General features: G+C 73.7%; 7 protein-coding genes and 1 pseudogene. All 8 read right to left on the reverse strand.

Features of this window, described 5'->3' with window-relative positions; genetic code table 11:
* Window positions 1-2 precede the first annotated feature (2 nt).
* The 8 genes and pseudogenes from AY578_RS25390 to AY578_RS25425 all read right to left on the reverse strand — a co-directional run bounded on the left by AY578_RS25390 (window position 3) and on the right by AY578_RS25425 (window position 13,131).
* Window positions 3-1,946: a heparinase II/III family protein gene (locus AY578_RS25390; RefSeq protein ID WP_019526431.1), complete on the reverse strand. Its 1,944-nt coding sequence runs from the start codon at window positions 1,944-1,946 to the stop codon at window positions 3-5.
* Window positions 1,943-4,141 (reverse strand): bi-domain-containing oxidoreductase, encoded by a 2,199-nt coding sequence (locus AY578_RS25395; protein WP_028960080.1) that lies wholly within the window; start codon window positions 4,139-4,141, stop codon window positions 1,943-1,945. Before AY578_RS25395 ends, AY578_RS25390 begins: the two co-directional genes overlap by 4 nt.
* 16 nt (window positions 4,142-4,157) lie before the next feature.
* Entirely contained in the window at window positions 4,158-6,095 is a 1,938-nt protein-coding gene (gene asnB / locus AY578_RS25400; protein ID WP_019526433.1) for an asparagine synthase (glutamine-hydrolyzing), read from the reverse strand.
* 3 nt (window positions 6,096-6,098) lie between these two features.
* The gene (locus AY578_RS25405) at window positions 6,099-7,658 is read right to left on the reverse strand and encodes a Wzz/FepE/Etk N-terminal domain-containing protein (RefSeq protein ID WP_136238006.1); all 1,560 of its coding nucleotides are present in this window, start codon (window positions 7,656-7,658) and stop codon (window positions 6,099-6,101) included.
* Window positions 7,655-9,024, reverse strand: a pseudogene (locus tag AY578_RS25410) (YveK family protein). Before AY578_RS25410 ends, AY578_RS25405 begins: the two are co-directional and overlap by 4 nt.
* Window positions 9,014-10,273 carry a glycosyltransferase family 4 protein gene (locus AY578_RS25415; protein WP_019526436.1) on the reverse strand — a complete coding sequence of 420 codons (1,260 nt, stop codon included), beginning with the start codon at window positions 10,271-10,273 and terminating at the stop codon, window positions 9,014-9,016. The pseudogene AY578_RS25410 and the gene AY578_RS25415 overlap by 11 nt, the downstream one beginning before the upstream one ends.
* Window positions 10,263-11,579 (reverse strand): nucleotide sugar dehydrogenase, encoded by a 1,317-nt coding sequence (locus tag AY578_RS25420; protein WP_019526437.1) that lies wholly within the window; start codon window positions 11,577-11,579, stop codon window positions 10,263-10,265. Before AY578_RS25420 ends, AY578_RS25415 begins: the two co-directional genes overlap by 11 nt.
* Window positions 11,580-11,652: 73 nt before the next feature.
* Complete coding sequence (locus AY578_RS25425) at window positions 11,653-13,131, reverse strand: sugar transferase (RefSeq protein WP_215048196.1); 1,479 nt, start codon at window positions 13,129-13,131, stop codon at window positions 11,653-11,655.
* Window positions 13,132-13,936: the final 805 nt, after the last annotated feature.

The following is a 13,936-nucleotide window of genomic DNA, read 5'->3' on the forward strand; positions in this document are numbered from 1 at the left end:
CCCTAGCCGTCGAACCCGAGAACGGTGATGAACTCGGCCGTCCCGTCGACGGATCCGCTGCCGACCAGCGTGGTGCTCGGCACCTTGCGCCCGAACCCGGGGGAGTACCAGCCCAGCGGCGGATCGCTCTCCCCGCGGTGCGCCCGCCAGATGAGCCCGTCCGGCAGGCCGAGCACCGCCGAGCGGTCCTCGCCGTCCCGCGTCCAGGTGAGCCGCGCCCGGCTCCCCTCCAGCTCCGCCGTCACCGACGGGCCGAGGTGGAACGCCAGCCGCACCTCCCGGCGGTCCCCGCTCACCGTGTCGGTGATCCGCACCTCACGGCTCTCGTACGTGACGTCGACCTGCCGCCGGTGGAGCAGCGGCCGGTAGCCGTCGTGCTCGGCGCACCAGCGCGCCGCCTTCTCCCCGTCGGTGTCCACCTTCAGCACCCGGGTCACGGCGTGCCGCGTCCACAGGAACGGGCCGCCGGACACCGACTGGTCCCGGCCGTCCGCCTCGAGCGTGCTGTGGCCGAGCGTGGAGCGGAAGTAGCTCCGCCACTCGGGTTGGCCGTGGTAGCAGTACGTGCCCGGGTCGGCCAGCACGTCCACCCCGTCGTGCCGCACCTCCACCGACAGGGCGTCCGCGTGGGCGTGCGCGGCGATCGACAGGAACCCGTGCGGCCCGCCGTCGCAGCGGCACCAGATGTCCCCGGGCCCGCGCAGCACGGTCAGCCCCGCGTCCGCGAAGTGCGCGGGCCGGCTCTCCGGACGCGCCACACCCTCGCCGTACGGCTCGGTCAGTGAGGCCAGCAGCGGGGTGCGGACATCGGCGCCGGGCACCTCGGGCCACCAGGCGAGCCGGCCGAACACCGCCCCGCCGGTGGCCAGCAGCGACCCCCAGCGGTCGGTGTCCGGGCCGTCGAGCACCAGCCCGTGTCCGTCGTCCGCGTCGCCCTGACGGGGCGGGCGCAGCCGGTTGTCGACGACCGCCGCGAGCGCGTCCGTCATCCGCAGCAGCACCAGCCGTGTCGTCGCGGGCACGGTCACGCCCGCGGCGTCCGCCTCGGCCACCGCGGCCAGGCCCAGCTCCAGCACCAGCCCGTGGTACTCGCTGGCCAGCTCCCGGTTGATCCCGGACAGGAAGGTGTTGGCGCGCAGATGCCGGTCCAGGTCGCGCAGGGCGTCCGCCCGCCACCGCGGCGAGTACGGGAACCAGCCGAACGCGCAGGACGCGGCGAGCTGCCCGGCCGCCTCGGCGACCGCGTGATTGTTCGCCGACGAGCCCCGGCTGGGGAACGCGGCCAGCCAGCGCTGGTGGTGCCAGATCTGGTCCAGCGCCACCGGGTTCTCCTCGAACAGCGCGGGCGCCCCCGCCCAGCCGTCCAGCAGCCGCCGGATCCACACCCACGACAGCAGCCGGATGCCCAGCTCGATGCCGCTGACCCAATGGACGCCCCGCAGCGGCGGGTTGGCCTCCCACCACGACCGCAGATGCGCGGCCGCCCGCTCCGCGTACCGGTCGTTCCCGGTGAGCGCGTACGCGGCGGCCAGCACGGTCAGGTACTGGTGCCGGGACGGCTCCCAGATCTGCTTGATGTCGCCGACCGCCTCCTCGTCCCGGTACGGCACGTCGAAGGCATGGTCCAGCGGGGCACGCCGGCCGGTCTTCGGGTCGAACTGCCAGTCCGGGTCCGCCATGTCGTCGCGGACCACCCCGAAGAACTCGGCGCGCCCCGACATCAGCCGGTCCGCCTCGGCGACCAGACGCTTCACCGCGTCCGGGTCCACCGCGGCGAGCGCGCCCTCGGGCAGCACGGCCGTGAACCGGACGCCCGTCACCGGCGGCCGCTCGGGCAGCGCCGACCGCCGGCGCCGCCGGCGCACCGCGTCGACGGCCCGGCCGCCGGCCTCACGCGGCCCCATCCGGGACAGCCGCCGCAGGTACCACCCCGCGCTCATGCTCATCGCGCCCCCGCCAGGGTGACCGGGACTCCGCTCGCCAGCGCGGTCCGCACGGCGAGCGTGGCCGTCGTGGTGGCGGCCAGGGACTCCAGCGGCACCGGCATAGGGCCGCCCGTCCGCACGGCCTTGACGAACGCCGCCAGCTCCGCGTTCTGCCCCTTGTCCCGCGTCTTAGGCAGCCGTGAGCCGACCCACTGCCGGCGCCGCCCGTCGTACACGGAGGCCCGCGTGAAGTCGTCGAGCCGCAGCACCTTGCCGTCGGCGATCAGGTCCAGCGTCTCCTTCGGGAAGGACGCCGGGCCGGAGGTGACGTAGCTGATCGTCGCCGTGGACCCGTCCGGGTAGCCCAGCACGATCTGCAGGTCCTCGTTGCCGGCCGGGGCGGCCGCGTACACCGACACCGGGTCGGCGTCCAGCAGCCAGCTCGCGGTGTCGACGAAGTGCCCGCCCTCCCCGGCGAACCGGGACCCCTCGGTGTCCTGCCGCAGATACCAGCTGCCGTGGTCCAGTCGGCCCGCGTTGACCAGGTAGCGCAGGCTCGCCGGCCCGGTGCGGGCGCCGAACAGCTCTCGGGCCTCCCCGAGCAGCGGGGCGAACCGGCGGTTGAAGCCCACCTGGATCCGGTCGTTGCCGGACTCCTCCACCGCCGCCAGCACGGAGGCCAGCTCCTCCTCGGTGAGCGCCAGCGGCTTCTCCACGAACACCGCCTTGCCCGCGAGCAGCGCACGCCGGGTCAGCTCGGCGTGGGAGCTGTGCCGGGTCACCACGAACACCGCGTCCACGGCCGGGTCTCCGAGCACCGCGTCCAGGTCGGTGGTGGCCTTCCCGAAGCCGAACTTCCGCTGGGCGTTGGCCGCGGACAGCGCCGTGGTGGTGACGACCGTGGACAGCTCCACGCCGTCGCGGCCCGTCAGATGCGGCAGCAGCATCGACGACGCGTAGTTCCCGGCGCCGACGAACGCCAGCCGCACCGGCCCGGAGCGCCGCGCGGGAGCCGTCCGCCCGGACGGGCGCGCCATCTCGGGCACCCTGGGCACCGTCACCTCCGGCGCCTCGACGGAGGCCGCGTCCTCCCCCGGCGCGTACCGGAACAGCACCGCGACCGCCTTGAGTTCGCCCTCCTCGAGCCGCCGGTACGTCTCCACGGCGTCCTCGAAGCCGGCGACGTGCGACACCAGCGGCTCCACGTCCACGCCGCCCCGCGCGATCAGATCGAGGAAGCACCCCAGATTGCGGCGCTCGGTCCAGCGGACGTAGCCGATCGGGTAGTCGCGGCCCTGGAGTTCGTACTCCGGGTCGTAGCGCCCGGGCCCGTAGCTGCGGGAGAAGCGGACGTCGAGTTCCTTCTCGTAGTACGCGTTCCACGGCAGGTCGAGCCGGCACTTGCCGATGTCGATCACCCGGCCGCGGTCCCGGCACAGCCGCGCGGCCAGCTCCACCGGCTGGTTGCTGCTGCCGCCGGCCGCCAGATACACCTGGTCCACGCCCATGCCGCCGGTGAGTTCGGCGACCGCGCTCTCCACGCTCGCCGAACCCGGGTCGCCGCAGGCCGCCGCGCCCAGCCGCTCGGCCAGCTCGCAGCGGGACGGGTCCGGGTCCACGCCGACCACCCGCACCCCGGAGGCGTTCAGCAGCTGCACGACCAGCTGCCCGATCAGTCCCAGACCGATCACCAGGGCCACCTCGCCGAGCCGCGACTCGCCCTGCCGCACCCCCTGCAGCGCGATCGACCCGACCGTGCCGAACGCCGCGTGCCGGGGCGCCACCCCGTCCGGGACGGGGACGTAGAGGTTCTTCGGCACCCAGTTCAGCTCGGCGTGCAGCGCGTGCTCGTTGCCCGCGCACGCCACCAGGTCGCCCACCTTCACGTCGTCGATCCCGGCGCCGACCTGCTCCACCACCCCGCACAGCGAATAACCCAGCGGCGTGTACGAGTCGAGCTTGCCCATCACCTTGCGGTACGTGGCCGGCACCCCGTTGGAGGCGACGCTCTGCACGACCTTCGCCACCTGGTCCGGACGCGACCGCGCCTTGCCCAGCATCGACATGCCGGCCTCGGACACCTTCATCAGCTCGGTGCCGGTGGAGATCAGCGAGAAGGCGCTGCGCACCAGCACCCCGCCCGGCTTGCAGCCCGGCACCGGCACGTCGAGCAGCGCCAGCTCACCGCTCTTGTAGTTCTGCACTACCTGTTTCACGGAGTTCCTCTTGTCTCTACGCCGTCGAGGTGGGGGAGTCGTGGCCGGCCTTGGAGGTCGCGTCGCGGTACCAGTGCTCGAGGGTCAGCACATGCCAGAGGTGCTTGGAGAAGTCCCGCTGCCCGGCGGCGTCCTCGGCGGCCATGCGCGCCAGCGCCTCCCGGCGCAGGAAGCCGGAGCGGACCAGCAGACCGTCGTGCACCACCTCCTGCACCAGCGGGGCGAGGTCCCGGCTCATCCAGGCCCGCAGCGGGGCGCTGAACAGGCCCTTCGGCCGGTACACGATCTCCCGGGGCAGCACCCTCGTGGCCGCCTCCTTCAGCACCGCCTTGCCCTGCCGCCCGGCGATCTTGCGCGCGCCGGGCACCGCGAACGCCGCCCTGACCACCTCGACGTCCACGTACGGCACCCGCACCTCGGTCGACGCGGCCATGCTCGACCGGTCGGTGTAGGCGAGGTTGAGGCCCGGCAGGAACATCCGCGCGTCCGTCAGGCACATGCGGTTCACGAAGTCGTCGAGGGCGTTGTCCCGGTAGACGTCCGCGTGCTCGGTCAGCACGTCGTCGACCGCCGGGGCCAGGTCCGGGTCGAGCAGCCCGATCAGCTCCTCGCGGTCGTACAGGGTGTAGCTGCGGCGGAACGCGGTCTCCTCCGGAAGGCCCGCGAACGACAGGAACCGCTTCGCGAACCGCACCGACCGCAGCCCGCGCCGGCTCGTCGCGACCGGCAGCCGGTCCACGGCGGCGGCCACCCCGCGCCGCACCGGCGCCGGCACCCGCCGGTAGCGCACACCGATCAGATTCGCCAGATGCTTGCGGTACCCGGCGAACAGCTCGTCGGCGCCCATCCCCGACAGCATCACCTTCACCCCGGCCTCCCGTGCGGCCGAGCAGATGAGGAAGGTGTTGATCGCGGCCGGGTCGCCCACCGGCTCGTCCAGGTGGTAGGTCATCCGCGGCAGCAGGTCCTGGACGTCCGGGGCGATCTCGATCTCCCGCAGGTCCACCCCGAACTGTTCCGCGACCCGGCGGGCGTAGCGCAGGTCGTCCGGCATCGCCTCGAACCGCGCGTCCTCCGCCCGGAACCCGATCGTGTACGCGGGGATGCCGGGCCGGTCGCGGGCCGCCAGCGCGGTCAGATAGCTGGAGTCCAGGCCGCCCGACAGGAACGTCGCCACCGGCACGTCGGACAGCAGATGGAGCCGTGTCGACTCCTCCACCACGGCCGCCAGGTCCGGCAGATCACCGGACCGCGCCCGCTCCTGCCCCTCGGCGGCGACCTCCCGCAGATCCCAGAAGCGCCCCCGCTGCACCGAGCCGTCGGGCCGGCAGCGCAGCCAGGTTCCCGGCGGCAGCTTCTCCGCCCCGCGGAACGCGCACCGCGAGTCCGGCACCCAGTAGTACAGCAGCGACGCCACCAGTGCCGCAGGGTCCACCTCCAGCGACCCGCCCGTTACCGCCGCCAGCGCCTTCAGCTCCGAGGCGAACAGCAGCCCTTCGCCGCGCCGCAGCAGGAACAGCGGCTTGATGCCGAGCTGGTCGCGGGCCAGCACCAGCTCACCGGTGCGCTCGTCGAACACGGCGAACGCGAACATGCCGCGCAGCCGGGGCAGACAGTCCGTGCCCCAGCGCCGCCACGCCTCCAGCAGCACCTCGGTGTCCGAGGTGCCCCGGAACCGCACCCCGGCGCCCTCCAGCTCGGCCCGCAGCTGAGGCGCGTTGTACAGCTCGCCGTTGTAGGTGAGGGCCAGCCCCTCCGACACCATCGGCTGGGCGCCGGTGCCGGACAGGTCGAGGATGGCCAGCCTGCGGTGCCCGAGGTGAACCTCGCCGTCGCCCAGCGAGTGGGCGTACGTCCCGGACCCGTCCGGGCCGCGGTGGGCGAGGGTCTCGGTGAGCCGGTCGGTGACCGCCTTGCCGTCCGGCCACCGGTACGTGCCTGCGATGCCGCACATGAGCTACCGCGCCTCCTGGTCGCTGTCCGGGACCCGCGCCGCCCACATCGGCAGCCGTTCCGTACGGCGCGGGCCGTCCGTCACCGCCTGCACGGTGGGGTTGGACCCCGTGCCGTTCTGCCGGGCCGGCCGTCCCTCGCGGACGCGCGGCACCGGGAACGGCCCGTCCCACAGCGTCCCGTCCGTCCGGTCCCGCGGATCCGGGTCGACCAGCACCACGCCGGCCACCTCCACACGCCGGTCGGCGAGCTGCCGCGCCACGGTGTGCAGCCACGCGGTGGTGCCGTGCCCCGCCCGGACGACCAGCACGGCCCTGCTCGCCAGGTCGGCGAGGTCGGACCAGGCCGCGCCCGGCGCCACCGACGCCACGCCGATCCGGCGCCGGTCGGACGGCAGGGCCGCGGCCCGCTCCACCCCGACCACCTCCGGGTCGCCCGGCTTCCGCCGGCGCCCGGCGAGCCCGTGCCGGGGCAGGGAGTCGACCACGGCCACCGGCTCGTCCGCCGCCAGCGTCCGCGCCAGGTCCAGGGCGATCACGCCCGCCCCGCGCGGACAGCCCAGCTCCAGCAGCGCCAGCGGCTCCGTGGAAGAGCGCACCGTACGGGCCAGCGACGAGGTGAGCCGGGTCCGTGCCGCACGCTTGCGCCTGCGCCGCCACAGCAGGCCCGGCCGCAGCGCGGTCCTGGACAGCTCGGCGGTGACCGACGCGCCCAGATGGCGTGCGATGTCCCGGCGCAGCACCGGGCGGTCGCCCACCACGGAGGCGACCGCGGCCACCACCAGGCCCAGCACCAGACCGAGGACCAGACCGATGCCGCCGTCGGTGGCGAGGGCCTTCGGCAGCGAGTGCTTCACGGTGTGCGGGGCGTCCACGATCTGCGTGCCCGCGATCAGCCGGGGCGTGCCCACCCGGGCCTCCGCCGCCCGCTGCGAGAAGTCGCTGATGCGGGAGCTGAGTTCGGCGCGGCGGGCGAACAGCGTCTCCAGGTTCGCCGACTCCTGCGGGCTGCCCTCCGGCGGGCCGTCGCCGATCGCCTCGTTCACCTGGTCGAGTTCCTTCTGCAGGCGGTCGCGCTGCGCGATCAGCGTCGAGGCGTCGGCCGCCGCGGCCTCCTTGATCCGCCGCACATGGTCCGTGACGAACGCCTCGGCCACCGCCTCTGCGCGGTCCACCGCCTCCGCGCCGGTGTCGCCTGTCGCCTTGATCTCCATCAGGTTGTTGGTCAGGCCCGCGCCCTCGTAGTCCTCCATGAAGTCCTCGGCGCTCTGCGAGGAGTCGAGGGACTTCAGGGCCGCGTCGGCGATCCGCGTGGTGTGCAGCAGCGCCACGTCGGTCTGGATCAGGGTGCCCGGGTCGTTCGGCTGGTCGTCCTGGTGGGCGACCAGCACCTTCGCCACGGCGGTCGGCGGCGGGGGCAGCAGCACCGCCACCGCCGCCCCGAGCACCAGCCCCAGCAGCGCGAGCGAGCCCCACAGTCGGCGGCGTCTGCGCACCGACACCACCAAAGCCTGCAGATCCAGCAGGGGAGCGGCGGCCGTCGGCTCCGCTGTCGTACTCGTCATCGCGCACCTCCCCGCGCGCCGTCGCCGAGGGCGAGCGCCGGCGCGGCGGCCTCCCGCGGCGGGCCGGCGGACCGCGCCGGACGGGTCCGGACCGCGTCGGCCAGGACGATGCCGACGACGTCGTGTCCCGCGTCCGCGCACGCCTCGGCGAACCCGGCCAGTTCGGCGGCGGTGCGGGTGCCCGCGCTCAGCACGACCAGGACGCCCGACTCCTCCTCACGGTCGGGCACCAGCGGCGCCTCGGCGGAGACCTCCGCCACCCGCAGCCGCGGGTCGCCGCCGGCCTCCTCCACCAGCCGCTCCGCCGCACGCAGCGCGACACCGTCGTCGTCGGGCACGACGAGCAGCAGCCGCCGCGCGGCGACGCGGACGCGGGCCTGTACCGCCCCCCCCCCCGCCGGTACCGGATCCCCAGGCTCGCCTCGTCCCCGGCGACCGGCGGCGCGGGCGCGTTCCAGGGCGTGTCCAGGCCGAGCAGCCGGCGGACCGGGTGCCGCGAGCCGTCGGCCTCCGGCCGGCGCACGCCCTTCGCCGCGGGCACGTCGACCCCGCCGAGCAGCCCCGACCGAAGCGCGGCGGCGATCTCCCGCTCGGAGCGCAGCCGGCGGTTCACTCGCGCCGCGCCGAGATGCCCGACGACCGCGACCAGCAGGAACAGCACCGCACCGGCGGCGATCAGCTGCACCCGGGTCGGCGGGGCCTCGCCGGACGGCTTCGCCGCAGGGCCCATGACGACCAGGCGGGAGCCGGCCGTGCCCGACTGCGCCTGGTTCAGCTTCTCGACCGCCTCCTGCAGCGCGGTGCGCAGCTTCGCCAGCTCGGTGCGGGTCTGCACGCTCTCCACGGTCCGGCCGGGGTCGGCCGCGTCGGCCAGCTCGGTGATGCGGCGGCTGGTGGTGAGCACCGTCTGCCGCAGCTGCTCGGGACCGGCCGCCGCCGTCGGGTCGGCCGTCTCCTCCCCGATCCGCGCGGAGAACGCCACGAACTGCCGCGCCAGTTCGTCGGAGAGCCGCTGCGCCTTCGCGGGGCTCTCCGCCGTCCCGGAGATCTTGATGATGTTGCCGTCGGTCACCTCGGCGCGCACCCGCTTGCGCAGCTCCTCGCCGTCGACCCCGTCCCACTTCAGCGCGGCGGCCGTACGGTCGGTCACCACCGTGCTGGTGGCGATCTCCGCCTGGGTCAGCAGCACCCGCTCCTCCCAGGCGCCCGGCAGCAGCACCGACGCCGACGTGGAGTACCGGGGCGGGAACACCAGGGAGGCGCCGAGGCCGACCAGCGCCCCCAGCACGACGAGGGCCGTCAGCAGCCTGCCGCGCCCGCGGAGCATCCGCCCGACGGTGACCAGGCGTATCGCGTCATCGCTCAAGGGACGTGCCTCTTTCCCGCCCGCTGGGGGCCGCAGCGTCCGCACCGTTGCTGACGGCGGCCTCGTACGCGGCCAGCAGCGCCGCCTGCGAGTTCCGCCAGGCCAGCGGGCCGTTGATCCGTTCCTGCCCGTACTTCCCCATACGGGCGCGCTGTTCGGGGTCGTCCAGCAGCCGGGCGATCAGCGCGGCGAACTCGCCCTCGTCGTCGCCCTTCGCGTACACGGCGGCCTCGCCCGCGGAGACCCGCGCCTCCTTCAGGTCGAAGGAGACGATCGGCCGGCCCATCACCATGTACTCGAGGACCTTGTTCATGGTCGACACGTCGTTGAGCGGGTTGCACGGGTCGGGGGAGAGGCACACGTCCGCGGTGGACAGCCAGCGCACCAGGTCGGCGTCCGGCACGCGTCCCGTGAACTCCACCTGGCCGTCGAGCCCCAGCTCCCGGGACAGCTCCAGCATCGCGTCGAAGGTGTCGCCCGCGCCGACGAACACCGCGTGCCAGTCGGTACGTCCCTGCTCGTCGCGGAGCTTCGCCAGCGCCCGCAGCGCGTAGTCGACGCCGTCCTGCGGGCCCATCACGCCCAGATAACAAAGCAGATGGGGCTTGCCGCGCTTCAGCTCCGGCTCCGGGTCCACCGGGTGGAACCGCTCGGTGTCGGGCGCGCTGCGCACCACGAACACGTCCTCGGGCCGCCGCCCGCCGCGGCGCACGGCGACGTCCTTGTAGCTCTCGTTGGTGGCGAGCACCACGTCCGCCGCCCGGTACGTCGCCCGCTCCAGCGCGCACACGCCCCGGTACAGCAGGTCCTTGCCCCGCCCGAACCGGGACAGATACAGCTCCGGCACCAGGTCGTGCTGGTCGAAGACGAACTTCGCGCCCTGCCGCTTCAGCCGCAGCGCGGGCAGGAACAGCAGGTCGGGAGGGTTGCAGGCGTGCACCACGTCCACCGGACCGACCTTGCGGGCCAGCCGCGCGGTGTGCCACAGCGCGGCCCCGTACTCCTTGAGGTAGCCGGCCGGTCCTCCGGTGGCCGCGCGCAGCGGGTAGCGGTGGATCCGCACCCCGTCGATCACGGCCTCCGGCTCGGTGTCCCGCTTGGCGCCCCGCGGGCAGATGACGTCGACCTCCCAGCCGGCGTCGCGGAGCGTCCGGCACTCCTGCCACACCCGCCGGTCGAACGGCACCGACAGGTTCTCCACCAGGATCAGCGCGCGGCGGCCCCGCGCGCCCTTCGGCTCACCAAGCAAGGCCCACGTACCCGGGTTCGGCCCGGCGCGCGTCGGCGTCGGGGAGGCGGACGAGGTCGATGATCACGGGGTCGTCGCCGTGCGGCAGCGCCGACAGCACCGCCGGGTCCTTCGTGCCGACCAGGACGACCTCCGCGTGGTCCAGCACGTCCTCCACGGAGTCGGCGAGCAGCTGCGCCAGGTGCGGCAGCCGGTTCTCGATGTACTCGCGGTTGGCGCCGAGCAGCCGCGACAGGCTGACATTGGCGTCGTGGATGCGCAGGTCGTACCCCTTGCCGAAGAGCCGCTCCGCCAGCTCCACCAGCGGGCTCTCGCGCAGATCGTCGGTGCCCGGCTTGAACGAGAGCCCGAACAGGCCGACCTTTCGCTTGCCGGTGCGTTCCACCAGCTCCACCGCGCGCTGCAGATGCTCCTCGTTGGACGGAAGGACGTGGGAGAGGATCGGCACCGCCACGTCGGCCCGGTGCGCCGCGTGCACCAGGCTCCGCAGGTCCTTCGGCAGGCAGGAGCCCCCGAAGGCGAAGCCCGGACGCAGGTACGCGGGGCTGATGTTGAGCTTGCGGTCGGCGAGGAACACGTCCATCACCTGGTGCGAGTCCACCCCGAGCGCCCGGCACACCGCGCCCAGCTCGTTGGCGAAGCCGATCTTCAGTCCGTGGAAGGCGTTGTCCGCGTACTTGATCGCCTCGGCCGTCGGCACCGGCACCCGGAACACCTCGCCGGGCAGATCCTCGTACAGCGCCGCGACGACGTCGCCGCTCGCCGTGTCCAGCTCGCCGATGACGGTCTTCGGCGGGTCGAAGAAGTCCCGCACGCTGGTGCCCTCGCGCAGGAACTCCGGGTTGACCGCGACGCCGATGTCCACGCCCGCGGTGCCGCCGACCTGCTTCTCCAGGATCGGCACCAGCAGGCCCAGGCAAGTGCCCGGCAGCATCGTGGAGCGGAACACCACGGTGTGCCGCCCGCCCCGCTCGGCCAGCGCCGCGCCGATCTCCTCGGTGACCCGCTCCAAGTACGTCGTGCACAGGCTGCCGTTGGGCTCCGACGGGGTGCCCACGCAGATCAGGGACACCTCGCTGTTCCCGATCGCCTCGCGTACGTCGGTGGTCGCGCGCAGCGCCCCGCTGCCCACGACCTCGGCGATCAGCTCGCCGATCCGTTCCTCGACGACGGGCGCCTTGCCGTCGTTGACCAGGTCCACCTTCACCGGGTTGACGTCCACCCCGACGACCTCGTGACCCATGCTCGCCAGGCACGCGGCCGACACGCAGCCCACGTAGCCGAGCCCGAAAACGCTGACTCTCATGACCCGTTCCTCCCCCCGGGCAGGCCCCCTCGGCCTGCGGTCCGCACCCCGGCCGCCCCACGGCCGCCGCGCATCAGTAGGCCCCCTGTCCCTGCACCACGGCGCGCAGCGTCTTCCACAAGATCACCGTGTCCAGGGCGAGGGACCAGTCCTCGACGTACCGCAGGTCCAGGCGGACCGCCTCCTCCCACGACAGGTCGCTGCGTCCGCTGATCTGCCACAGCCCGGTGAGCCCCGGCTTGACCTTGAGCCGGCGCCGGATGTCCGGGCCGTAGGCGGCGCACTCCTCCGGCAGCGGCGGCCGCGGGCCGACCAGCGACATCGACCCGGTGAGCACGTTGAACAGCTGCGGCAGTTCGTCCAGCGAGTAGCGCCGCAGCACCGCCCCGACCCGGGTCACCCGCGGGTCGCGGCGCATCTTGAACAGCGGTCCGGCGCCCTCGTTGAGGCCGGCCAGCGCGGCGCGGGCGCGGTCCGCGCCGGGGATCATCGTGCGGAACTTCAGAATGGTGAACTCACGGCCGTCCTTGCCGACTCTGCGCTGCCGGTAGAACACCCCGCCCCGGCTGTCCGCCGCCACCAGCAGCGCGACCAGCAGCAGCAGCGGCGCGAACAGCACCAGCAGGAGCGTCGCGCCGAGCCGGTCGACGACGCCCTTGACCGCGCGGCGGCCGCCGGTGAACGCCGGCATGCTGACCCGCAGCAGCGGTATGCCGAGGACCGCGTCGACGTGCAGCCGCGGCCCCGCCACCTCCATCAGCACCGGTGCGACGACCATCTCGGCCTCGCTGCCCTCCAGGTTCCACGACAGCCGCTGCAGCCGGTCCGGCGACCAGTGGGGGTCGGGGGTGACGGCGACGACGCGGTAGCCGTCGCGGCGGACGTGGTCGGCGACGTCCGCCAGCCGGCCCACCACCGGCACCCCGTCCAGCCGGCCGCCGTCGAGTCCGGGGCCGTCGGTGGTGCACACCGCGTCCACGCGCCAGCCCAGATGCGGGTACTTGCGGGTGCGGGCGATCAGGTCGCGCACCGTGTCCGGGCTCCCGGCGGCCAGCACGGGCCGCAGACAGCGGCCCTCCTTGCGCTGCCGGTGCAGCCACAGGCGCAGCAGGTAACGCATCGTCATGGTGACGAGCGCGATCGCGGGAACCGCGACGAAGATCCAGAGTTTGATGTTGCGCGAGGTCAGGGCGATCCCGCCGAGCGCGAGCACGACGGTCGCCATGAACAGCGAGCGGCCCAGCCGCCGGAACTCCTCGGCGCCCTGGCCCAGCACGGTCGGCGCCCACGACCGGCTCACCGTCAGCGCCCCCAGCACCAGCAACCAGGTGCCGAAGGCGAGAATGCCCCACTTCTCGTGCCAGTTGGCGGCGTCCCGGACGCCGAAGAAGTTGCCGATCCCCGCGACGACGACGGCGGTCGCCACCGTGTCGCTCATGATCACGGTACGGCGGTAGCGGTGCTCCCAGTCGGCCGTGTCACGGGCCGGCGCCCCGTCCGCCAGCTGACCCCGTTCCGACGGGAACGGGCTGACCAATCCCCCTTGCCGCACAGAACCCCCCAGGTCCCCGGTGATGCGACGTGTTCGCCTGACACTGTCTGCGCCGGGGGGACCCCACCCCCCGAACCGCGCTGTTCCTCGCCACGGGAGGCCCCCGCCTCCCGCGCCGGCACGCCGGCTACGGACGGATGAAGAACAACGTGAACAACCTGTCGCGGCGGCAGCGGCACGCGGCCGCGCCGGTACATGGAGCCGAGCGGACCTGGCCGGTCCCTCAGGTGCGCCCCCGCACCCGAGCCCCCCCGGGGCTCAGCGGTGTGATCACCCCCACGCCTGGCGTCGGACGAACCCCTCCCCCCGGCGCCGGACTTAAAGATCATTCAATCGGTCGCCTCGTGCCCGAACACCCGAAGCAGGGTCAATCTAGACCATCGGGGCCTGTAAGAAGAGAGGGTGTGGGGAAATTGTGTTCAGGCGACGTGGCCGAATGCGCCGTCCGGAACCCGTCCGCGTGGGTCTCGCACCGCCGTCTCAACTCCCGTCGTACGACTGCGTGATGACACTTACGACCGGCGCCGACGGCATCTCGCCGGGCGTCCCGAGCGTCCGTCGGGACGGCGACTGCCGAGGTCCGGGCACACATGACGTACACATGAGCCCACTGCCCCCGCCGCGCCTCGAGCGCCTCGTGATACAGGGCCCCGGGACCGGAATCCCACGCACCGCACCCCGTTCGAACGATTTCGTGCACGTTCCACGGATGTCCGAGATTTACCCGCTGAACCGACCGTTCCGCAGGGCGGCTGGGGGGCTCGCCGACGAGGAGGGAGGCGGAGCACCGGTCGGTGACGCCGCC

The organism is Streptomyces thermocarboxydus (genome assembly GCF_024760485.1).
GTDB classification, from domain to species: domain Bacteria; phylum Actinomycetota; class Actinomycetes; order Streptomycetales; family Streptomycetaceae; genus Streptomyces; species Streptomyces cellulosae.